General features: G+C 67.7%; 21 protein-coding genes. 12 read left to right on the top strand and 9 right to left on the bottom strand.

Features of this window, described 5'->3' with window-relative positions:
• Nucleotides 1-129: 129 nt before the first annotated feature.
• Together UC35_RS19085 and UC35_RS19090 are read right to left on the bottom strand one after the other, a co-directional pair.
• Nucleotides 130-714, bottom strand: coding sequence for a peroxidase-related enzyme (locus tag UC35_RS19085; protein ID WP_061502512.1), 585 nt, complete (start codon nt 712-714; stop codon nt 130-132).
• A 31-nt stretch (nt 715-745) separates the two neighbouring features.
• Entirely contained in the window at nt 746-2,197 is a 1,452-nt protein-coding gene (locus UC35_RS19090) for a catalase (protein ID WP_061502514.1), read from the bottom strand.
• 103 nt (nt 2,198-2,300) lie between these two features.
• Between UC35_RS19090 and UC35_RS19095 the strand changes: the two genes are divergently transcribed.
• Nucleotides 2,301-2,681 (top strand): carboxymuconolactone decarboxylase family protein, encoded by a 381-nt coding sequence (locus tag UC35_RS19095; protein ID WP_061502516.1) that lies wholly within the window; start codon nt 2,301-2,303, stop codon nt 2,679-2,681.
• 19 nt (nt 2,682-2,700) lie between these two features.
• Here UC35_RS19095 and UC35_RS19100 read toward each other — a convergent pair whose 3' ends face one another.
• The gene (locus UC35_RS19100) at nt 2,701-3,249 is read right to left on the bottom strand and encodes a PAS and helix-turn-helix domain-containing protein (protein ID WP_061502518.1); all 549 of its coding nucleotides are present in this window, start codon (nt 3,247-3,249) and stop codon (nt 2,701-2,703) included.
• 113 nt (nt 3,250-3,362) lie between these two features.
• Between UC35_RS19100 and UC35_RS19105 the strand changes: the two genes are divergently transcribed.
• From UC35_RS19105 to UC35_RS19120, 4 genes are all read left to right on the top strand, one after another.
• Nucleotides 3,363-4,064 carry a CoA transferase subunit A gene (locus UC35_RS19105; protein WP_061502520.1) on the top strand — a complete coding sequence of 234 codons (702 nt, stop codon included), beginning with the start codon at nt 3,363-3,365 and terminating at the stop codon, nt 4,062-4,064.
• 16 nt (nt 4,065-4,080) lie between these two features.
• A complete protein-coding gene (locus UC35_RS19110; RefSeq protein WP_061502522.1) occupies nt 4,081-4,716 on the top strand; it encodes a 3-oxoacid CoA-transferase subunit B in 636 nt (211 codons plus the stop codon).
• Nucleotides 4,713-6,092 (top strand): CoA transferase, encoded by a 1,380-nt coding sequence (locus UC35_RS19115; protein WP_061502524.1) that lies wholly within the window; start codon nt 4,713-4,715, stop codon nt 6,090-6,092. The genes UC35_RS19110 and UC35_RS19115 overlap by 4 nt, the downstream gene beginning before the upstream one ends.
• Before the next feature lie 109 nt (nt 6,093-6,201).
• On the top strand, nt 6,202-6,681 hold the full coding sequence (locus UC35_RS19120; protein WP_061502525.1) for a hypothetical protein: 480 nt from the start codon (nt 6,202-6,204) through the stop codon (nt 6,679-6,681).
• Nucleotides 6,682-6,683: 2 nt separating this feature from the next.
• On the opposite strand, the gene UC35_RS19125 is transcribed toward UC35_RS19120, so the two are convergent.
• Nucleotides 6,684-7,205, bottom strand: coding sequence for a DNA-3-methyladenine glycosylase (locus UC35_RS19125; protein ID WP_061503936.1), 522 nt, complete (start codon nt 7,203-7,205; stop codon nt 6,684-6,686).
• Between the two features lie 169 nt (nt 7,206-7,374).
• Between UC35_RS19125 and imuA the strand changes: the two genes are divergently transcribed.
• The 7 genes from imuA (at nt 7,375) to UC35_RS19160 (ending at nt 17,753) form a co-directional block, all read left to right on the top strand.
• Entirely contained in the window at nt 7,375-8,052 is a 678-nt protein-coding gene (imuA, locus tag UC35_RS19130) for a translesion DNA synthesis-associated protein ImuA (protein WP_227820383.1), read from the top strand.
• Nucleotides 8,021-9,298 (top strand): Y-family DNA polymerase, encoded by a 1,278-nt coding sequence (locus tag UC35_RS19135; protein ID WP_061502529.1) that lies wholly within the window; start codon nt 8,021-8,023, stop codon nt 9,296-9,298. Before imuA ends, UC35_RS19135 begins: the two co-directional genes overlap by 32 nt.
• Complete coding sequence (locus UC35_RS19140) at nt 9,291-12,611, top strand: error-prone DNA polymerase (protein ID WP_061502531.1); 3,321 nt, start codon at nt 9,291-9,293, stop codon at nt 12,609-12,611. Before UC35_RS19135 ends, UC35_RS19140 begins: the two co-directional genes overlap by 8 nt.
• A gap of 208 nt (nt 12,612-12,819) precedes the next feature.
• Nucleotides 12,820-14,472 carry an ATP-binding protein gene (locus UC35_RS19145; RefSeq protein ID WP_061502533.1) on the top strand — a complete coding sequence of 551 codons (1,653 nt, stop codon included), beginning with the start codon at nt 12,820-12,822 and terminating at the stop codon, nt 14,470-14,472.
• Nucleotides 14,473-14,599: 127 nt separating this feature from the next.
• Entirely contained in the window at nt 14,600-16,168 is a 1,569-nt protein-coding gene (locus UC35_RS24090) for a WD40/YVTN/BNR-like repeat-containing protein (RefSeq protein ID WP_158513943.1), read from the top strand.
• 170 nt (nt 16,169-16,338) lie between these two features.
• Nucleotides 16,339-16,941, top strand: coding sequence for a DUF1326 domain-containing protein (locus UC35_RS19155; RefSeq protein WP_061502537.1), 603 nt, complete (start codon nt 16,339-16,341; stop codon nt 16,939-16,941).
• A complete protein-coding gene (locus UC35_RS19160; RefSeq protein ID WP_061502539.1) occupies nt 16,938-17,753 on the top strand; it encodes a DUF2182 domain-containing protein in 816 nt (271 codons plus the stop codon). Before UC35_RS19155 ends, UC35_RS19160 begins: the two co-directional genes overlap by 4 nt.
• Nucleotides 17,754-17,759: 6 nt before the next feature.
• Here UC35_RS19160 and UC35_RS19165 read toward each other — a convergent pair whose 3' ends face one another.
• The 5 genes from UC35_RS19165 to UC35_RS19185 form a co-directional block, all read right to left on the bottom strand.
• On the bottom strand, nt 17,760-18,125 hold the full coding sequence (locus UC35_RS19165; RefSeq protein ID WP_061502540.1) for a DUF1622 domain-containing protein: 366 nt from the start codon (nt 18,123-18,125) through the stop codon (nt 17,760-17,762).
• 2 nt (nt 18,126-18,127) lie between these two features.
• Nucleotides 18,128-19,099, bottom strand: a complete 972-nt coding sequence (locus tag UC35_RS19170; RefSeq protein WP_061502542.1) for a formylglycine-generating enzyme family protein — start codon at nt 19,097-19,099, stop codon at nt 18,128-18,130.
• Between the two features lie 16 nt (nt 19,100-19,115).
• Nucleotides 19,116-19,991 (bottom strand): bile acid:sodium symporter family protein, encoded by an 876-nt coding sequence (locus UC35_RS19175; protein ID WP_061502544.1) that lies wholly within the window; start codon nt 19,989-19,991, stop codon nt 19,116-19,118.
• A 7-nt stretch (nt 19,992-19,998) separates the two neighbouring features.
• The gene (locus UC35_RS19180) at nt 19,999-20,457 is read right to left on the bottom strand and encodes a YidH family protein (RefSeq protein ID WP_061502546.1); all 459 of its coding nucleotides are present in this window, start codon (nt 20,455-20,457) and stop codon (nt 19,999-20,001) included.
• Nucleotides 20,458-20,617: 160 nt separating this feature from the next.
• A complete protein-coding gene (locus UC35_RS19185) occupies nt 20,618-21,625 on the bottom strand; it encodes an AraC family transcriptional regulator (protein ID WP_061502548.1) in 1,008 nt (335 codons plus the stop codon).
• Nucleotides 21,626-21,786: the final 161 nt, after the last annotated feature.

The raw sequence follows: 21,786 nt of genomic DNA on the forward strand, positions 1-21,786 counted from the left end.
TGTCCACGCGATACGGGCGCGCTGCCGCGTTGCAAATGCTCGCGATGCCACCGGGCATCGCTGCGCTTCGCGCCTTGCATCGCATCCGTCTCGCGCGTCCCTCGGGTGCCATTCCAATGATTCAGCGGACTAGCTCTTCTGTTTCGGCACGCGCCCCATCAGGTAGAACTCGGGATTGGGCAGCATGTTGGCAAAGCTGGCCATGCGGTTGGACAGGGCGAAGAAGGCCGTGATCGCCGCGATGTCCCAGATGTCCTCGTCCGAGAAGCCGTGCGCGTGCAGCGGCTTGAAATCGCCGTCGTCAACCTCGTGCGAGCGCTCGCAGACCTTCATCGCAAATGCCAGCATGGCGCGCTGGCGCGGGCTGATGTCGGCCTTGCGCCAGTTCACCGCCACCTGGTCGGTCACCAGCGGCTTCTTCTCGTAGATGCGCAGCAGCGCGCCGTGCGCCACCACGCAATACAGGCAGTTGTTGGCTGCGCTGGTGGCCGTGACGATCATCTCGCGGTCGCCCTTGGTGAGCGAGCCTTCCTCCTTGAGCATCAGCGCGTCGTGGTAAGCGAAGAAGGCGCGCCATTCGGCGGGGCGCCGTGCCAGCGCAAGGAATACGTTCGGCACGAAGCCGGCCTTGTCCTGCACCTCCAGGATGCGGGCGCGGATGTCTTCGGGGACGTCCTTGAGTTCGGGGGCGGGATAGCGTTCTTTGGCGGTCACTACGGGGTCTCCTTGTGACCGCCAGCGTAACTCACAGCTTGGGCGTCCCGGTGTCCAGCGAGGCCAGCGCCTTGGCCACGCCTGCGCCATAGGCCTTGTCGGCCTTGCTGCAGTTGGCGAGGTGGCGCTCCTGGACCGGCTTGGAGGCGCCGCCGAGCGAGCGCGCCGTGTTGTCGAACAGCGCCTGCCGCTGCGCCGGCGTCATCAGCCGGAACAGGGCCGCGGGCTGCGAGTAGTAGTCGTCGTCCACCCGGTGGTCCCAGTGGCCGGCCGCGCCTTCCAGCGCCAGCGGCGGCTCTGCGAACTCGGGCTGCTGCTGCAGCGCGCCCTTGCTGTTCGGTTCATAGCCGATCTCCGCGCCGTTGTTGCTGTCCACCCGCATGGTGCCGTCACGGTGGTAGCTGTGGTAAGGGCACTTGGGTGCGTTCACCGGGATCAGGTGGTGGTTGACGCCGAGCCGGTAGCGGTGCGCGTCGCCATAGCTGAACAGACGCGACTGCAGCATCTTGTCGGGCGAGAAACCGATGCCCGGCACCACCGCGGCCGGCGTGAAGGCCAGCTGCTCGACTTCGGCAAAGTAGTTGTCCGGGTTGCGATTGAGCTCCAGCACGCCCACGTCGATCAGCGGGTAGTCGCCATGCGGCCAGACCTTGGTCAGGTCGAAGGGGTTGTAGCGGCAGCTGGCGGCATCGCTTTCCGGCATCACCTGGATCTTCACGTCCCAGCGCGGAAAGTCCCGTCGGTCGATGGCGTCCAGCAGGTCCCATTGGTGGCTCTCGCGGTCGCGGCCGATCAGCTCGGCGGACTCGGCATCGGTCAGGTTCTGGATGCCCTGTTGGGTCTTGAAGTGGAACTTGACCCAGAAGCGCTGGTTCTTCGCGTTGATCAGGCTGAAGGTATGGCTGCCGAAGCCGTGCATGTGGCGGTAGGTCTTCGGGATGCCGCGATCGCTCATCACGATGGTGACCTGGTGCAGGGCTTCGGGCAGCAGCGTCCAGAAGTCCCAGTTGCTGTCGGGGTTGCGCAGGTTGCTGCGCGGGTCGCGCTTGACCGCGCGATTGAGGTCGGGGAACTTCAGCGGGTCGCGCAGGAAGAACACCGGGGTGTTGTTGCCCACCAGGTCCCAGTTGCCTTCCTCGGTATAGAACTTGACGGCGAAGCCGCGGATGTCGCGCTCGGCGTCGGCCGCGCCGCGCTCGCCGGCGACGGTGGAAAACCGCAGCACCAGGTCGGTTTGCTTGCCCACCTTGGAGAACAGCCGGGCACGGGTGTACTTCGTGATGTCGTGGGTCACGGTGAAGCTGCCGTAGGCGGCCGAGCCCTTGGCATGCATGCGCCGCTCGGGGATCACCTCACGCGCGAAATGGGCGAGCTTCTCCAGGTGCCAGACATCCTGCAGCAGCATCGGGCCGCGCGGCCCCGCGGTCTGCACGTTCTGGTTGTCGACGACCGGCGCGCCGGCCGCGGTGGTGAGCTTGGACATGGCTTGACCCCTTCGAACGAAGCGAAACCCGCCAGTGTGCGAAGGTGACCGCGCTTGGCTAGTGCCCCAAGGTCCTATAGTCGGCGCTTTCCAGGAGGCTTAGATGGACATGCAACTCGACGAAAAAGGATTGGCCACGCGGCGCAAAGTGCTGGGTGATGAGTACGTGAGCAAGGCCCTGGCCAATGCCACGGAATTCACCGCGCCGCTGCAGGAACTGGTGACGCGCAACGCCTGGGGCAACACCTGGCAGCGCACGGGGATCGACCTGAAGACCCGCAGCATCGTGACGGTTTCCATGCTGGTGGCGCTGGGCCGCATGCACGAGCTCGAGATCCATGTCCGGGGAGCGCTGAACAACGGCGTCACGCCCCAGGAGTTGCAGGAAATCTTCCTTCACGCCAGTGTGTACTGCGGCTTCCCGGCAGCGGTGGACGCCTTCCGCGCGGCGGCGAAGGTGATCCAGCCGCCTGCGGGCGCGTAGCGAAACCGCCGCGCCAGCCTCAGGCGATGCCGGCCGTGAGCTTGTGCACGAGATCGGCGGTGGTGCTGGCCTTGTACTTGCGCATGAGCCGCGCGCGGTAGATCTCCACCGTCCGGTGGCTGATCGCCAGCGTCTTGCCGATCTCCTTGGACGTCATGCCTTCCAGCAGCCGTGCGGCGACCTCGCGCTCGCGCGCGGTGAGTTCGGCCTTCACCGGGCGCTGCGCGCTCAGGTCCTCGAAAGTCCAGATGCCTGACTCGTGCGGCGCCTGGCGGTTGAGGGCCCGCCCCGTGACGTGGCACCAGAACACCTCGCCGTTGGCCCGCTTCATGATGCGGTCGTCGGCGTAGTGGCCTTTGGCATTGAGGATCGGCGCCATGCGCGCGCCCAGGCGTTCGTACTCATCGGCGGTGGGGTAGAGGACCTGGAACGATTGCCCGATGAGCTGCTCGCGCGAAGCGCCGAACATCTCGCACAACTGAAGGTTGCAGTCCACAATCACGCGGTTGCGCGACAGGCACAGTCCTACTGGTGCCAGGTTGAATGCCAGCCGGTAATCAACGTCCATCGGGCTAACCTTTACGCGGAACTACGTAACGCAATAGGTAGTATCGTAACGCCATTGCGGCGAGCACCTCATCCGGGTTTTCTCGCCATGTCTTCCAGCAGGAGATCCATTCCATGAACAAGATCTATCCATCCGCCGCCGAGGCGCTCAAGGGCGTCATCAAGGACGGCCAGATGATGGCCGTGGGCGGCTTCGGCATCTGCGGCATTCCGGAGGCCCTGATCGACGCCCTGCGCGACAGCGGCGTCAAGGACCTCACGGTCGTCTCGAACAACGCGGGGATCGACGGCTTCGGCCTCGGCAAGCTGCTCGACACGCGCCAGATCAAGAAGATGATCTCTTCGTACGTCGGCGAGAACAAGGAGTTCGAGCGGCAATACCTGTCCGGCGAACTCGAGCTCGAGTTCACGCCCCAGGGCACGCTGGCCGAGAAACTGCGCGCCGGCGGCGCGGGCATCCCGGCCTTCTTCACCAAGACCGGCGTGGGCACGGTGGTGGCCGACGGCAAGGAACTGCGCGAGTTCAACGGCGAGACCTACGTCATGGAGCGTTCGCTGGTGCCCGACGTGGCGCTGGTGAAGGCGGATATCGCCGACAAGTCGGGCAACCTGCGCTTCAACCTGACCGCACGCAATTTCAACCCCGCCGCCGCCATGGCCGGCAAGATCTGCATCGTCGAGGTCGAGCGCATCGTCGCCACGGGCGAGATCGCGCCGGACGACGTGCACCTGCCGGGCATCTACGTGCACCGCATCGTGCACAACCCGACGCCAGAAAAGCGGATCGAAAAGCGCACCACGCGCGACCGCAAGTAATCCCCAGGAGACTGATATGCCTTGGACCCAAGACCAGATGGCCGCTCGCGCGGCACAGGAACTGCAGGACGGCTTCTACGTGAACCTCGGGATCGGCATCCCGACGCTGGTGGCCAACTTCACCGGTGCGAAGGAAGTGTGGCTGCAGTCGGAAAACGGCATGCTGGGCATCGGCCCCTTCCCGACCGAGGACGAAGTCGATCCCGACCTGATCAACGCCGGCAAACAGACGGTCACCACGATCAAGGGCTCCTCGATCTTCGGCAGCCACGAGAGTTTCGCCATGATCCGCGGCGGCAAGATCAATCTGTCGATCCTGGGCGCGATGCAGGTCAGCGAGAAGGGCGACCTGGCCAACTGGATGATCCCCGGCAAGATGGTCAAGGGCATGGGCGGCGCCATGGACCTGGTGGCCGGCGTGCCGCGCGTGATCGTCCTGATGGAGCACGTCGCGAGGAAGAAGGACGGCACTGAGGACCTGAAGATCCTCCCGAGCTGCACGCTGCCGCTGACGGGCCTGGGCGTGGTCGACCGCATCATCACCGACCTCGGCGTGATGGACGTGACGCCGGAGGGCCTCAAGCTCGTCGAACTGGCCCCGGACGTCACCCGCGAACTGATCCAGTCGAAGACCGGCGTCAAGCTGCATTGAGCGCGAGCGCTGCGCTCACTGGTCTCTGGCAGCTTGCCGGACTGCCGGAAGATGCGCTGCGCCTTGTTGATTTGACGGGGCGCGACCCCGTCCTGCCATCTTCCTTCGCCGTCGGCACGGCGGCGCAATCCACCATAGCGGCGGCCGCCCTGGCGGCCTGTGAGCTCGGGCACCTGCGCGGCGTGCCGCGCCAGCGCGTGGCCGTCGACATGTCGCACGCGGCCCTCGAGTGCACCGGCTGGTTCTCGGTCGACGGCCGCACGCCAGAGCTGTGGGACCCTTTTTCCGGGCTGTACCGCTGCTCGGACGGCTGGGTGCGCGTGCATGCCAACTTCCGCCATCACCGCGACGGCGCGCTTCGCCTGCTTGGGCTGGACCCCGCCACCGCCACGCGCCAGGACGCCGAGCGCGCGATGGCCGGCTGGCGCGCCATCGACTTCGAAAGCGCCGCGGCCGGGCGCGCCCTGGTGGCCACGGCACTGCGAGGCTTCGAGCAATGGGATGCGACGCCGCAGGGGCAGGCGATCGCCGCGCAGCCGCTCTTTCGCATCGATCGCATCGGCGACGCCCCCGCCTTGCCGCTGGCGCCGCTGTCCACCAGCCAGCGCCCGCTGGAAGGCGTGCGCGTGCTCGACCTCACCCGCATCCTGGCCGGGCCGGTGGGCGGCAAGGCGCTGGCGGCGTACGGCGCCGACGTCATGCTGGTCAATTCGCCGCGCCTGCCCAACATCGAAGCGATCGCCGACACCAGCCGCGGCAAGCGCTCGGCACTGCTCGAGCTGCGCTCGCCGGAAGGCCGCGCCGCCATGGACGCGCTGCTGGCCGACGCGCATGTCTTCATCCAGGGCTACCGCCCGGGCGGGATGCAGGCGCTGGGGCTGGGGCCCGACGCCCTTGCGGCTCGGCGGCCGGGCATCGTCTGCGTCTCGCTCAGCGCGTACGGCACGGCGGGGCCCTGGGCCGATCGGCGCGGCTTCGACTCGCTGGTGCAGACGGCGATGGGCTTCAATGTCGCTGAAGCCGAGGCGGCCGGTGACAGCAAGCCACGCGCGCTGCCCATGCAGATCCTGGACGAAGCCTCGGGTTACCTCATCGCCCTGGGCGCCGCGGCCGCGCTGCGCCGCCAGCAGCGCGAAGGCGGCAGCTGGCATGTGCAGGTGGCGCTGGCGCAGACCGGCCAATGGCTGCGCAGCCTCGGGCGCGTGAAGGACGGCTTCGCGGCCGTCCGCCCGTCGCACGCACCCTATGTTGAGGAGAGCGACTCGGGCTTCGGGCGCCTGCAGGCCATCCGCCACAGTGCGCAACTCGGCCGCACGCCCGCGCGCTATGACCGCGCCTCGGTGCCGCCGGGAACCGATCCGCCAAGCTGGACCTGATGTTTATCGGTGTCCGCTGACACGCGGATTCAGCCTCAACCTGCAAACCCCCTGGCCCGCTGAGCCCACGATGATGCCGGGCCGTGCAGCCGCGCGGCGGGAGAGCGTCATGGGCCGTTCGAAATCCGTGCTGCTGGTGCCGCTGCTGGCTCTGGCGCCTCTGCAGGCGCTGGCCTGCTACACCGTCTACGACCGCGCCGACCGCGTCGTCTACCACGGCGACAAACCCCCGGTGGACATGAGCCGTCCGCTGCACGAAACGGTGCCGGAGCGCTTTCCCGGCGGCCATATGGTGTTCGATGCGCAGCAGTGCCCGGTGCTCAGCTCGGTGGCCTACGGCGCGGGCGGGCCCGATCTCGCCACGGCGTCGCCGCTGCTGACCGACGAGCGCACGGCGCGCGCCATGAAGGCGCCTTACGAGCGGCTCGGGCGCGGCGTGGTGCTGGTGCGCCAGCCGGATGCGCGCATGGCGCCGGGCGTCAGCGTGTTGCCGGCCTACCGGCCGCCCGCTGCGCGTGGCCCGGTACGCGAGCCGGCGCTGATCGAGACCGAGCCGGCGCAGCCGCAGCCAGGTCAGCCGCGCTACTGACGCTAATCCAGGGGATCGGCGAACCGGCGGCTGAGAAAGCGCGAGCCGGCCAGCCCGAAGCGCCAGTGCAGCTCCATGGCCTTGGAGATGCCGATGCGCGGGCCGGCGACGATGCGCGAAGGCTCATCGGCCGCCAGCACGTGGAACGGCGGCTGGTCGAGGCGCCGGCCATCGAACTCGCGGGTGATGCCCAGCGCCTGGCCGACCCGTCCCGGTCCCGAGCATAGGAGCCGGGGCTCCTGCAGGCCTCGACGCGCGCGCATGAGGGCCATGCCGTGCAAGGGCTCGAGCGCGCGGATCAGCACCCCGGCCCCGTGGCCTTCTTCGCGGCAGACGAAGTTCAGGCACCAGTGGATGCCGTAGGAGCGGTAGACGTAGGCGCGGCCGGGCGGGCCGAACATGGATTCGTTGCGCGGCGTGGGGCCGCCATGGCTGTGCGAAGCGGGCTCTTCGCGGTCGTAGGCCTCGGTTTCCACGATCCGCCCGCCGACGCCATCGACCAGCAGCACCGCGCCGATGAGCATGCGGGCCACGTCTTCCGAGCGGCCGATGAAGTCCTCGGGGTGCAGGGTTTTGTTCTTCACCGAACCTGCCAAAATACTGTATAAATAGACAGCCATCCGTCGACTGCCATTTTCCGTGCGTTCGCCTTCCCGCTCCATAGCCCCCGGTGCCTTGCCTCATGTGTGGCGCGTGCCTGAGCTGGCCTGCACGGCGGAGAAGGTGCTCGCCAGCGGCCATGCCCGGCTCGACGCTCAGCTGCCGGGCGGCGGCTGGCCGGTGGGCGCGCTGCTCGAAATATTGCAGGAGCGCCCCGGTCGGCATGTGTGGCAATTGCTGCTGCCGGCGCTGGCGCAGCTCGCGCGCGAGCAGGACGGGCCCATGGTGCTGGTGAATGCGCCTTTCGAGCCCTTCGCGCCCGCGCTGGATGCGCAGGGCCTGCTGCATTCGCGCCTGCTGCGCATCGAGGCGGCAAAGCCCCCAGCGCGCCTGTGGGCCGCGGAACAGGCTTTGCGCTGTGCCGATGTGCCCGCCGTGCTTGCCTGGCTGCCGCAATCGAAGGGAGCTGAATTGAGGCGCCTGCACCTGGCCGCTGCCCAGTTCGGGAAGCTGCTGTTCGTCTTTCGCCCGACCCGGGTGCGCGCCGAGTCCTCACCCGCGCGGCTGCGGCTCGAGATCGAGGAGGGCGAAAGCCTGCAACTGCGCATCCTCAAGCGCCGCGGACCGCCGCTGGCTTATCCGCTCGAGCTGCCTTCGCATCCGAAACGGCTGTCGCAGCTGCTCGATTCGCGCAAGGCGAAGGCGCCATCCATCACTGCCACCCAGAAGGACCGATCGCATGTACTGGATCGCACTGTGGCCATCGCATGACGAGGAGCGCACCGCCTGGGGCTGGCATGCCTTGCGGTTCACCCCGCGCGTGGCCTGGGTCGACGAAGCCCTGCTGCTGGAAGTGGCGGCCAGCGAAAGGCTGTGGGGCGGACGCAAGCGCCTGTTGCGCAGCCTGCTCGATACCGGCGATGTGCTCGCGCCGGCGCCCTGGGCCGCCGCTGAGACCTCGCTGGTCGCGCTGGCGCTGATGCGCCTGAAGCGGCGGCGCGAGCCCGCGCCCGCGCAGCTGCCCGATGCCCTGGGCCTGGACTTGCTCAGCGCGGCGAGTGAACACCTGGGGCTCCTGGAGCGCATCGGCTGCCGCAGCTGGGGGCAGCTGCGCCGCCTGCCGCGCGCCGGCCTGGTGCGCCGCTTCGGCGCGCCGCTGCTGGAGGCGCTGGATCGCGCCTGGGGCGATCGCCCCGAGCGCTACGACTGGATCAGCGCGCCGGAAAGCTTCGACCTGCGGGTGGAACTGGCGGCGCTGGCCACCAGCGCACCCGAGTTGATGTGGGCCGCGCAGCGCTTGCTGTCGCAGATGCAACTGTGGCTGCGGGCGCGCCACCTCGGCGTGCTGGCGCTCGAGCTGGAATGGACGCTGGACCTGCGCAGGCTCAACGGAAAAAAACTGCCGCCGAACGAGTGCCTGCAGGTGCGCACCGCGCAACCAGCGCAGGACATGCTGCACCTGCGCCGCCTGGTGTCCGAACACCTGTCGCGCGCCACCCTGTCGGCGCCGGCCAACCACCTGCGGCTGCGCTCGCTCGAAACCGCGCCCTGGCCGGGCCTGTCCACCAGCCTGCTGCCCGAGGACAACAAGCCCGGCGAGAAGCTGCACGAATTCGTCGAGCGCCTGAGCGCGCGCCTGGGCGAGCAGCAGGTGCTGGTGAACCAGGTGCATTCCGACCACCGGCCGGAACGTATGCAAAGCTGGGTGCCGGCCAAGGGCCATCTTGAGGCAAGCAGACCCGGCCCCGCGCATCCTGTCGATGCGCTCTATCCCACCTGGCTGCTGCCCGAGCCGGTGCTGCTCGAGATGCGCGGCGACACGCCTTGCCATGGCGGGCCGCTGCGCCGGCTGGCGCGCCTGTATCGTGTCGAGACCGGCTGGTGGGAAGAGGGCGGTCCGGCCTGCCGCGACTACTTCATCGCCCGCAGCGAGGAAGCGGGGCTGGTCTGGATCTACCGCGAGCGGCCGGGCGGCAACGGACGCGCGCGCTGGTATTTGCAGGGCCTCTATGCCTGAAAGCATCAACAAGCCGCGGCCGCTGCTGGACGAAGACCACGACCTGCCGCCGGTGCTGGCGCAGGGGCCCGATCCACTGCCACGCTACGCCGAGCTGCATTGCATCAGCAACTTCAGCTTCCAGCGCGGCGCCTCGCATCCGCAGGAGCTGGTGCGCCGCGCCTACGACCTGGGCTACGAGGCGCTGGCCATCACCGACGAATGCTCGGTGGCGGGCGTGGTGCGCGCCTGGTCCGGCTGGAACGAGTACGCGCAGTTCATCGCCCGGTTGGAGAAGGCTTCGCCGGGCGAGCGGCGCAGCCGGCACTTCCAGCTCTTGTTCGGCAGCGAGTTCGACATGGGCGACGCCCGCCTGGTGGCGCTGGCCTGCGACCTGGACAGCTGGGGCGGGCTCACGCAGTTCATCACCGCCGCGCGCATGACCGCGCAGAAGGGCGACTACTGCGTGAGCTGGGATGAAAGCGAGCTCGGCTTGCTCAAGGGCTGCCAGCTGCTGCTGGCGCCCAAGCGGGAAGGGTTCGAGCTCGAAAGCCTGTGCGCGCGGCTGCGCGCGCTTCAGGACCTGTTCGGCGCCGATCTCTGGCTCGCCGTGGAGTTGCCCTGCCTGCTGGACGACGACCTGTGGCTGGCCTCCATGAAAGAGGCAGGCGAGCGCGCCGGCGTGCGCCTGGTCGCGGCCGGCGAGGTGCACATGCACCTGCGATCGCGCAAGCCGCTGCAGGACGTGATCACGGCGGTGCGCCTGGGCACGCCGGTGGCGGCATGCGGCACCGAATTGCAGGGCAACGCCGAACGGCACCTGCGCCAGCGCAAGCGACTGGCCGAGATCTTTCCCGCCGAGCTGCTCGCAGCCACGCTGGAAGTAATGGCGCGCTGCCGCTTCGACATCACCGCCATCCAGTACAACTACCCGCGGGAAACCGTGCCGCCCGGCATGACGCCGACGCAGGCGCTGGCGCAGCTCACCATGCAAGGCGCGCGCGAGCGCTATCCGCAAGGCATCCCGGACAAGGTGACGCGTCTGCTGGACAAGGAGCTTCGCCTGATCGAGCAGTGCCGCTACGAGATGTTCTTCCTCACGGTGCACGACATCGTGCGCTACGCGCGGAAGCAACAGATCCTGTGCCAGGGCCGCGGCTCGGCCGCCAACTCGGTAGTGTGTTATTGCCTGGGCATCACCGCCATGGACCCGATGCATTCCGAGCCCCTGCTGGAGCGCTTCATCAGCATCGACCGTCGCAACGAGCCGCCGGACATCGACGTCGACTTCGAGCACGAGCGCCGCGAGGAGGTCATTCAATACATCTACCGCAAGTACGGGCGCGAGCGGGCCGCCATTGCGGCGGTGGTGATCTGCTATCGCAGCCGCAGCGCCATCCGCGACGTCGGCAAGGCGCTGGGCGTGCCGGAACCGCTGATCGATGCCTTCGCCAAGGACCACCACTGGTTCGAGGATTCGCTTGCCACCGGACGCCTGGCCGAACTGGCGCAGATCGCCGGCGCGCCCATCACGCAGCACCTGGCGGCGCAGTGGATGGAACTGACCGCCACGCTGATGGGCTTTCCGCGCCACCTGAGCCAGCACGTGGGCGGCTTCGTGCTCACGCAGACGCAGCTCACGCGCCTGGTACCGGTGGAGAACGCAAGCATGAAGGACCGCTCGGTCATCCAGTGGGACAAGGACGACCTGGAAGATATGGGCCTGATGAAGGTGGACGTGCTGGCGCTGGGCATGCTCACTGCGATCCGCCGCTGCCTGGCCTTCGTGAGCCGGCGCCGCGGCGTGCCCTTCACGATCTATGACGTGGAGAACGACGACCCGGCCACCTACGAGATGATCCGCCGCGCCGACACCGTGGGCGTGTTCCAGATCGAAAGCCGCGCGCAGATGTCCATGCTGCCGCGGTTGAAGCCGACCTGCTTCTACGACCTGGTGATCGAAGTCGCGATCGTGCGTCCGGGCCCGATCGCCGGCGGCATGGTGCACCCCTACCTGAAGGCGCGCGAGCGCGTGGCCCAAGGCGAAGCGATCGAGTACGAGCGCTCCGCGCTGGAGCCGTCCGACCAGGCGCCGCGCTTGCAGAAGGCGCTGAACCGCACACTGGGCGTGCCGATCTTCCAGGAGCAGGTCATGGAGATTTCCATGATCGCCGCCGGCTTCAGTGCCACCGAGGCCGATGCGCTGCGCCGCGCGATGGCCGCCTGGAAGCGCAGGGGGGGCGTCGACAAGTTCCGGCACAAGCTCATCGCGGGCATGCTGGCCAAGGGCTACTCGCAGGACTTCGCCGAGCGCATCTTCAAGCAGGTCGAAGGCTTCGGCGAGTACGGCTTTCCCGAAAGCCACGCCTACAGCTTCGCGCTGCTCGCGTATTCGAGCAGCTGGCTCAAATGCCACGAGCCCGAGAGCTTCCTGGCCGCCATGCTCAATTCGCAGCCCATGGGCTTCTATTCGCCCTCGCAATTGATCCAGGACGGCAAGCGCCACGGCATCGCGGTGCTGCCGCCCGACGTCGCTTGCAGCGACTGGGACAGCAAATTGGAATCTGACCCCAATAAGAATTTGGGGTCAGATTCCAATTTCCGCCCGGCGGTGCGGCTCGGACTGCGGCAGGTGGGCGGGCTCAGTGAAAAGGGCGGAAGGCGCATCGCGGAATGCCGGGCGGGCGAGCCCTTCCTGAATGTCGAAGACCTCGCCTTGCGGGCCGCGCTCGATGCCAGCGACCTGAAGGCGCTGGCGGCGGGCGACGCGCTGCTGTCGCTGGCCGGTCATCGCCGGCAGCAGGTCTGGGAAGCGGCCGCGCAGCAAAGGCCGCCCGAGTTGTTGCGCGATGCGCCGCTGAACGAACCGGCCCTCGAACTGGAGGCGGCCGCCGAAGGCGAGGAGATCGTGTTCGACTACGCCTCGCTCGGCTTCACGCTGCGCCGCCATCCGCTGGCGCTGCTGCGGCCGAAACTCGCGAAGAGGAAACTGCGCAGCGCCAGCCAGTTGCAGCACTTGCCCCACGGCCGGCGGGTGTCGGCCTGCGGCATCGTCACGGTGCGCCAGCAGCCGCAGACCGCGAACGGCACCATCTTCGTCACGCTGGAAGACGAAACGGGCCCGGTGAACGTGATCGTTTGGAAGTCGGTGCGCGAGGCGCAACGCGAGCCGCTGTTGCGCGCCCGCCTGCTGGCGGTGCACGGCACCTGGCAGCGCGACGTGGAAAGCGGCGGCCAGGTCTGCCACCTGGTGGCCGAGCAGCTGGAGGACCTGACGCCGCTGCTCGGGAGGCTGGCCAGCCAGACGCGCAGTGGAAGCCGGGATTTCCGCTGAGCTTTGCTCGGGCGTCGAGCCGGCAATGAAGCCTCACGCTGAGAATGGAAGATGTCCGACAGCGCCACAGGCAGCGACAACCTAATTTTTTCTTAACCCAAGGCGCACCGATATGACCGTCGGGCATGAGCGAGGAGGACCGGGATATCCGCTCGCGACTGGGTGACTGCTTGTCAAAGCGGCCTCGCTTTTGAGCTATTGGCAGCACATGGACTCGAACCTGCGTCGATCCGAGGAGCGTTGCCGGCTGGCGCTGGATGCTGCACGGGCGCTGGTCTATGAGTTGATGCCCGACGGCAGCATCGCCGCCCATGGCCTGGAGCGCGTGACCGGCTACCGCCCTGAAGACCTGGAGCTCACGCTCGACTGGTGGTATTCGCTCATTCACCCGAGTGACCTTGCCCTGCACCGACAAAGAATCGCACGGGTCATGGAGGCGGGGGGCTCGTACAGCGCCACATACCGCATCCGGCGCAAAGACGGCGAGTGGATCTGGGTCGAGGCCACGGCGGAGGTTTTCAAGGACGGTCCCGACGGCGCAGTGCGCGTGGTGGGTGCGCTGGTCGACATCACCGAGCGCCAACGCGCCACCGAGGCGCTGCGCGAGTCCGAGCAGCGCCTGCGTTCGCTGCACGCCTTGAGCGGCCGCCTGCTCGCAGCCCGACTCCTGGATGAAGCGCTGGAGGACCTGCTCGACTGTGCCATCCAGATCTGCCACGCCAGCTTCGGCAATGTGCAGTTGTTCAACACGAAGGTGGAAGCGCTCGAGATCGTGGCTCAGCGTGGCTTCCGCCGGCCGTTCCTCGACCACTTCCGCGCGGTGCACGTGCACGAAGGTTCTGCCTGCGCACAGGTGCTCCAGAGCGGCCAGCAGCTCATGATCGAAGACGTAGAGCTTGATGCCGAATTCGCGCCCCACCGCGCCGTGGCCGCGGAAGCGGGCTACCGCTCCGTGCTTTCCACACCGCTGACGGCCTACCAGGGCAACGTGGTAGGGATGCTTTCAGTGCACTTCAAGGAACCGCACAGCGTCTCGCCACAGGATCGTCAGGTGGTCGACATACTTGCCCGCCACGGCGCCGACCTGGTAGCCCGGCTGCGGTTCGAGCAGGCACTTCGGGACGCGGAGCGCTACAAGGACGAGTTCCTGGCCATGCTGGCGCACGAGTTGCGCAACCCGCTCGCCCCGATTGCGAACTCATTGAAAATCCTGAAGCTCGACCCCGGCAACACCGCCTTCGTGGCGCAGGCGCGCAAGACCATGGAGCGGCAAGTCAGCCAACTGACCCGCCTGGTGGACGACCTGCTCGATGTCAGCCGGATCGCCAGCCACAAGCTGGAACTGCGGATGGAGAACCTGGAACTGGCGTCGGTGGCGCAATACGCCGCCGAATCGTGCCAGCCCTTGATCGACCGCCGCTCCCAGACCCTCACGATCGAACTGCCGAACGAGCCGATTCGGCTGCATGCGGATCCGGTGCGGCTTGGCCAGGTGTTCTGCAACCTGATCACCAACGCTTCCAAGTACAGCGGCGAGGGCGGCGATATCCTGCTGATCGCCGAGCGGGACAGGGACCAAGTCGCCGTCAGCGTGCGCGACAACGGTTGCGGGATCGCCCCGGAATTGTTGCCCAGGGTGTTCGACTTGTTCATGCAGGTGGACGGCAGGTCGGAGCGATCCGGCGGTGGGCTGGGCCTGGGCCTGCCCCTGGTGAAGCGATTGGTGGAAATGCATGGCGGGACGGTGTCGGCGCAAAGCGATGGAATCGGGCTCGGCAGCAGGTTCATCGTCCGCTTGCCCCTGGCGGCTGAGCCTGGCCCGCAGAGCCAGCTCGAAGTGCCGACCAGCACGGCGCTGTAGTTCTTCCGTTTTCCCATCGGGTCGCCATCGTCATTCTCCGACGCGCAGTCCCGCCTTTTCCCCACAAGTCGGGCTGTCGCCACGCAAGAGGCTCAGGTTTGTCTGGACCGTCCCAAGGAATGACAACATGAGACAGATTGAAGATGGAATGAGCCCCGGCCGAACGATCGCTCGCCAGACCCGCGTCGTCGTGAGCTGCACGCTGGCGGCGCTGTGGTTGGCGGCATGCGGTGGTGGAGGAGGCGGAGGCGACGCACCCGCTCCTGCCCCGGCTCCCGCGCCTGCACCAGGACCTGCGCCCGCACCCGCGCCATCGCCCGCACCCGCGCCGGCGCCCGCCGTGCAAGTCACGGGCGACACGCAGTTGGCCGTCAACACCAGCTACAGCGTCAACCCGCCGGGCACCGGCACCGTGACACTGACCTTGCCGGCTACGGCGACCGTCAACGACACCGTGAGCATTACCGGCACGAGCGCCGCGCCCTGGACCGTCGCGCAGAATGCCAACCAGACCATCCTCACCACCGGCCTGAACGGCAACGCGGCGCCGGGCACGGCCTGGACGCTGCGACCGTTCACACCGCCCAGGGTCTGGCACTGGGTCTCGTCGGATGCCACGGGCGAAGTGCTGCTGGCGGGCGAAGCGAACGCCACGGCCCTGAATGGCGCGCTCGATACCTCGCGCAACGGAGGCCAGACCTGGTCAAGCGGCAACAGCACGAGTGCAATCTGGATCTCGTCCGACATGACGGCGACCGGCAGTCGCATGGTGGCCGTGCAGTATGGCGGCGGCATGTTCACCTCGAGTGACCTCGGCGCCACCTGGACCCGGCTCACGCACGCACTGGTCAACAACGCGGCCGGACTGAACTTCGAATCGGTGACCATGTCTGCGGACGGCCAGCGTCTCGCGGCCGTGATCCAGCCGACGCCGACCGGCCCGACCCCTACCGGACGTCTCCAGTTCAGCAACGATGGCGGCGCCACCTGGACCGCGGCCACGCTGCCGGCGGGCACCTACTGGTGGCGCGGCGTCGACAGTTCGGCCGACGGTCAGGTGATCATGGCAGTGGCCCACACCTCCGAGATATTCCTGTCGACCAATGCCGGCGCGACCTGGGTCGCCCGTCCCGTGATCCTGACCGGCACCACGACTCCGGTGCTCGAGTCCTGGTACCGCGTCAAGATGTCGGCCGACGGGAACACGATCGCCGTGGCGGCCAATTCATTCGGCACGGGGCCGGGCAGCGGCATCTTCGTGTCGCGTGATCGCGGCGCCAGTTGGACGCGCAGCTTCACGCAGACGGCGGACTACACCGCCATCGCGATGTCCAGCGACGGCAAGAGCATCGCGGCCAGCATGTCGGACCGCACGGTGGGCACCACCACCACGCCGGGCCGCGTCGTGATGTCGACGGACAGCGGTGCCACTTTCGCGCCGCTCACCATGCCGGCCGGCGCCACCAACTGGCGCACGATCGCCATGTCGGCCGATGGCGCCAAGCTGGCCGCCGCGACCGGCCTGTTCTTCCCCGCCACACCGGGCCAGCTCTACACCAGCCAGGGCAACCGGACCTCGGTCGGCACCGGCGGCGGGATCACCGGCCACCAGAACGACAGCGTGACGCTGCAGTTCCTCGGCAATGGCCAGTGGAGCGTGCAAAGCAACACCGGCGGCCCGTTCACGATCCGCTGACCATCGATCGACTTTTCTGCGCGAAGAGGGCCGGGGCCTGTGGCTCCGGCTTCCTCTTGCCTTGCCGGATTTGACTTGGGCTCATGCGCCGCCTAGATTGATTCGACCCCTGCTGTCGCAGGCCGTGACGGCAGGCCGTGTTCGAGTCATCCCATTTCGAAGGGAGCCCCATGAGCTACCACCTGGAAGGCCGTCTTCTCGAGGTCTGCAACTGCAATGTCCTGTGTCCCTGCTGGATCGGCGAGGACCCGGACAACGGAACCTGCGACACCATCATCGCGTGGCGCATCGACAAGGGCACGGTCGACGGCGTGAGCGTGGGAGGCAACACCATCGCAGCCGTCGCGCATGTGCCGGGCAACATTCTGCAGGGCAACTGGACCGCTGCCATCTTCGTCGACGAGAACGCGTCCGAGGAACAGGAAAAGGCGATGCTCAAGGTCTATACCGGCCAAGCCGGTGGACCGGTGGCCGAGCTGGCCAAGCTCATAGGCACGGTGGTGTCGGTGGAGCGAGCGCCGATCAAGTTCACAGTCGACGAAGGCAAGGGTGAACTGGCCATCGGCAGCAACTACTACGCCATACTCGAACCCTACCGCAACGCCACGGGAGCCCAGACGACGCTGTCGGATACGGTGTTTTCCACGGTACCCGGCGCGCCGGTGTTCGTGGGCAAGGCGCCGCAATACCGCAGCCGCAACCCTGCGCTCGGCATTGACCTGAACATCCAGAACCATAACGCGCTGCAGAGCACGTTCGTGTTTGACGCATGAACGCGCCGGCGGGCGCGCTGCCGGCGCGCACCTCGCGCCATGCCCGCGTCTTCATCCCCGTGCTGGCGGCCTTGGTTGCGCTGGCATGGGCGGCGTTGTGGGCCTGGACGCGCAGCCCCTACGGCCGCTACATGGAGCACGGCGACTGGACGGCCTCCGGGCCCGCCGCCTTCCTGTGCCAGGCCGTGCCGGCGGGCGGCATCCTGGTGCCGGCGGCCCTCTATGCCGCCGCCTGGATCCTGATGACGGCGGCGATGATGCTGCCAACCACCTTGCCCCTGTTCAACGCGTTCGACCGGGTGACGGCCGGACGTGCCGACCACGGTGGGCTGCTGGTGCGGCTGGCGCTGGGCTACATGGCGGTGTGGGGCGCGTTCGGACTGGCGGCGCATGCGCTGCACGCCGCGCTGCTGGCGCTGCTCGCCCGCATTCCTGAACTGGCCTGGCATGGGTGGGTGATCGGGGCGGCCACGATCGCGCTGGCCGGCGCCTTCCAGTTCAGCCGCCTCAAGTACCGGTGCCTGGACAAGTGCCGCACGCCGCTCAGCTTCGTCATGCAGCACTGGCGCGGCACGGCGCCCGAGCGCGACGCCTTCGCGCTCGGCGCGCACCACGGCCTGTACTGCGTCGGCTGCTGCTGGGCGCTGATGATGCTGATGTTCGCCCTCGGCGCGGGCAGCCTGGGCTGGATGCTGCTGCTGGCGGCGGTGATGGCGGTCGAGAAGAACGTGGCTTGGGGCCGGCGCCTGAGCGCGCCCCTGGGATTGGCACTGCTCGCATGGTCGGCCGTCGTCGTGGCGACCCATGCCTGAGTGTCCTCAGGCGCGGGCTTCCCTTGCCGTCTCCCGGTCCATTTCCGCCTTCAATTCGGCCTCGTCCCGCGCGAGGAAGTAGTTGAGAAAGGTCCGGATCACGGCCACGGCCGCCACATGCGCGACGGTTTCCAGGTCCTTGGTGAGTGCGGTCTCCAGGATGTCGGCGCCCAGCAGGAAGGTCAGGGCGCCGCTCAGGATGCGGGCATACCGCAACCAGGTCGCTTTCCGTTCGGACTCGGACAGGGGAGAGAACAGCGCGCGGCCGGCTGCAAACGCGGCCTGGAGCGTGCCGACCAGGATCAGGATCAGCGCGATGGCGTCGATGAGGAGGACGGTGTACTCACCCGCGATGAAAATCCATTCGCGCATGGTCAGGGACCCGGGGCATGCCGCACGCAGCGGAAGCCCACATGGCTCGTCGAGGTGTCGACGGGCTGCGCGTGGCGCGCCGCCGGCCGGTAGCGGCGGCAGTAGTTCGGCGCGCATAGGTGCGAACCGCCCTTGAGCACCTTGCGCGGGATGCGGATCTCGGGCTGGCAGGGATCGAAGCTCCCGTCCTCACGCCCGCCGCGCGGGTCGTGCGCTGCGCAGCAGGGTGACGGCGCCTGGGCCTCGTGCTTCGCCGAGAACCAGTCCACGGTCCACTCCCACACGTTGCCGATCATGTCGTGCAGGCCATAGCCGTTGGGCGGGAAGGCGCTCACCGGCGACGTCCGCTCGTAACCGTCGGACTTCAGGTTCTCGTTCGGAAACCCGCCCTGCCAGGTGTTGGCCCGATGACGCCCGCCGGGCGTGAACTCGTCGCCCCAGGCGAACTCCGCACCGTCGAGCCCGCCGCGCGCGGCGAATTCCCACTCGGCCTCGGTCGGCAGGTCCTTCTGCGCCCAGCTGGCGAAGGCCAGCACGTCCTGCCAGGCCACGTGCACGACCGGGTGGTCATCGAGGCCGCTGATGGAGCTGCGCGGTCCATAGGGCCGCCGCCAGTTCGCCCCGAACTTGAAATCCCACCAGTTGGCGAAATTGCGCAAATCCACCGGATGGCCCGGCGGCGTGAAGACCATGGACCCGGCCTTCAGCATGTGCGGCAGCGCGCCGGGGTAGTCCTTGGGGTCCGGCGCCTTCTCGGCGAAGGTCACGTAGCCCGTGGCCTCGACGAATCGGCGGAACTGGCCGTTGGTGACCGGCGTGCGATCGATCCAGAAACCATCCACGCGCACGAAGTGCATCGGCGCTTCCTCCGGATAGTGAACATCCGAACCCATGCGGAACGTGCCGCCCGGGATCCAGATCATGCCTTCCCGCATCACGGACCGGGACGACACCCTCTCGACAGTTGCGCTCATTGGCTCTCCCTTGAACTCAACGCGGTGCCGCCTCGCGCGAGCGGACCGCGTCGATGCTGCGCCTTCTCCAGATCACATAGGGCGCCGACACCACCGCGGTGACGACGAACGCAAGCATCACCGCGGCCAGAATCGACGACATATCAGCCATCTGCTGTGTCATGACGATCGTCACGCCCGGGTGCCGCGTCGCGGTGGACAGCGCCAGCACGCTGCGGTCCTCGGGGTCCGGCCCGCCCAGCCAGTGTCCCACGGCCAACCCGGCCGCCACGAAGAGCGCGAACACGAGCACGCTGAAATTGCCGATCAGCGACTTGACCGCCGGCCATTCCCCGATCAGCACCGGCAAGGACGCGACCAAGAGCAGCACGCCGCCCAAACGCGCCAGCGGCAGCGAGAGGCGCTGCGCCGCCTGGGGCGCGATTCGCCTGAAGCAGACCCCCGCCAGGATCGGCACCAGGATCGAAATGGCCACGACCTTGGCAACGGCGACGGGCGAGACATTCAATACCCGCCCGAAGAGCTGCGCGATGAGATGCGCAGCGACCGGCACGAAGACGATCGCGAAGAGCGCGGCGGCCGCCAACAGGCCGAGCACGTACGATCTCGCGCCACCGGCTTTCAGCTCCTTCTTGGGCAGGATCGGCGGCACCGGCGCCAGCGACAGTCCCACCAGGACGGCCGGGACCGGTGCCGGCGGATCGAAGATGAGGTACAGGGCGATGGCAATGCAGGGCATCACCACGTTCATCGCCAGCAGCGAGCGCAGCAGCAGACCCGGCCGGCGCGCGAGGAACGTGAGGTCGGAGAATGTCGCGTTCACGCCGATGCTGAAGATCAGCAGGGCGACGCTCGCCTGGAGCGCGAGCTGGATCAACTGCGCGGCGTCCATCGGCGACTCAGTTGAGGACCATGTTGACGATGGCCACCACGCCGATGGCGAGCAGCAACACCGCGATGATCAGCGTCAGCGACGCGGGGAAGTGGCTCTCGGCATGGACCAGGCCTTCGGCCTTCATGGCCTCGCGCGTCTTGCGAAGCCCGATCATGAACTGGACGTGGTAGACGATGCCCAGCACCAGCATCCCGATGCCGAGCGCGACCAGCGCGGTGCCGAAGTTCCGCGGCGCGTGGGCGAGCGTGATCAGGTCGGCCTTCTTCAGCTTGTCGAAGAACTGGAAGATGGTGAAGCCGAAGCCGATCAGCGACAGCGAGGTGCGGATCACCGACATCAGCGTTCGGTCGGCGCTCATGCGCGTGCGCTGGAAGGACATGCCCGTGCGGCGCATGGACATTTCGGTGTTGGCATCGACGTGCCCGGCCGCACGGGCAGGCTGACTCGGCGGGATGTCCTGCATGGGTGGTCCTGAATGACCGGCATCTGATCTGCCGCAGGCGACCCCTAGCAATTGGACCTTGGTCCCATGGCGGGATGCCTCGCCGGGGTCGAGATTCCGGCGCTTCCCTGATCCTGTTACCGCCTTCGCGGTCGAGTGACAGCAGCCTGTTCGCCGCCCGTCACGAGGGCGCCTGCCACCGCGCTTTTGTTTCCGATGGCCGCTCGTGAAAGAGCTGGCCATACTCCTGGGCGAAGCGCCCGAGGTGGAAGAATCCCCAGCGGGCAGCCACTTCGGTGATCGACAGACCCGGGCTTCCGTTCAGCAGTTCATTGCGCACCCCCGCGAGCCGGCGCAGCGCCAGGTAGCGGCGCGGCGACAGACCGAAAGCTTCTCGGAAGGCACGCTGCAGCGTCGACAGGCTGGTGCATGCGGCGCTGCATAGGTCGTCGATGCGCAAAGTGGACTGCGGATTGGCTTCGATGTAGTCCTCGGCGCGCCGCACGACGCGCCAGAGTTTGTCGGCCTGTAGAGCCTCGGCGTGCCTCTCGCCCCGGGCGGCGCGCCGCCGCTCCCACTCGCACAGCAGGGCCGTCAATAGTTGCTCCTGGGCCTCGGGGATCGCAAAGTCCAGGCAGGCGGGAGTAGCCTCGAGCGGCGCCAGCATGGGCAGCAGGGCGGCCAGCTGGCGGCACCCCGCGTCACCGTCGATTTCGCCCATGCGCCATGCTGAAGCACCGCGCAATCCATCCAGTGGCACACCCGCGGACTCCAGTCGCTCCCGCGAAACCTGCAAGGCCAGCCACTGCGCCTGCGGCGGGAGGTTGACCAGCAGTTCACCGCCCTCGCGCAGCAGCACCATGTCACCGCTACAGGCTGGCGCGCCGAGCACCCGCCAGGCGTCCTGGCCGCCGATGAAGACGCCGAGCGTGAGCGCGTCGCCTTTCAGCTGTCCGCGCGCCTGCACCGGCAGGTTGTAGCTGCCCCAGGCTGTGCGCAAACCGCTGGTGGCTGAATGGGTGATGGTGCCCTGGAACACCCCGCGGCCCACCTGCACATGTTCGAGCGCACCGTCCTGGATCGCCATACGCATGGCGCTTGGATCGAAGCTGGGCATCCGCGTGAAGCTGCGCACTGCAGCCCCGGCGGACGGTGCGGTGGCGATGTCGGCTGGCACGGAAGCAACCATGGGTAGGCCGCCGATTATCCGGGCCGCTGTCCAAGTCCGAAAGGCGTGTGCCCCGGGTTAACCCCGACCATTGCAGCTGAGCGCTTCATTTTGACCAGATTCGGATAGTCCCTGACCGGATTCGGATAGTCGGCACCCGGCCCGCCGTGAGCCAATACGCC

The sequence above is a fragment of the Ramlibacter tataouinensis genome (assembly GCF_001580455.1).
Classification (GTDB): Bacteria; Pseudomonadota; Gammaproteobacteria; order Burkholderiales; family Burkholderiaceae_C; genus Ramlibacter; species Ramlibacter tataouinensis_B.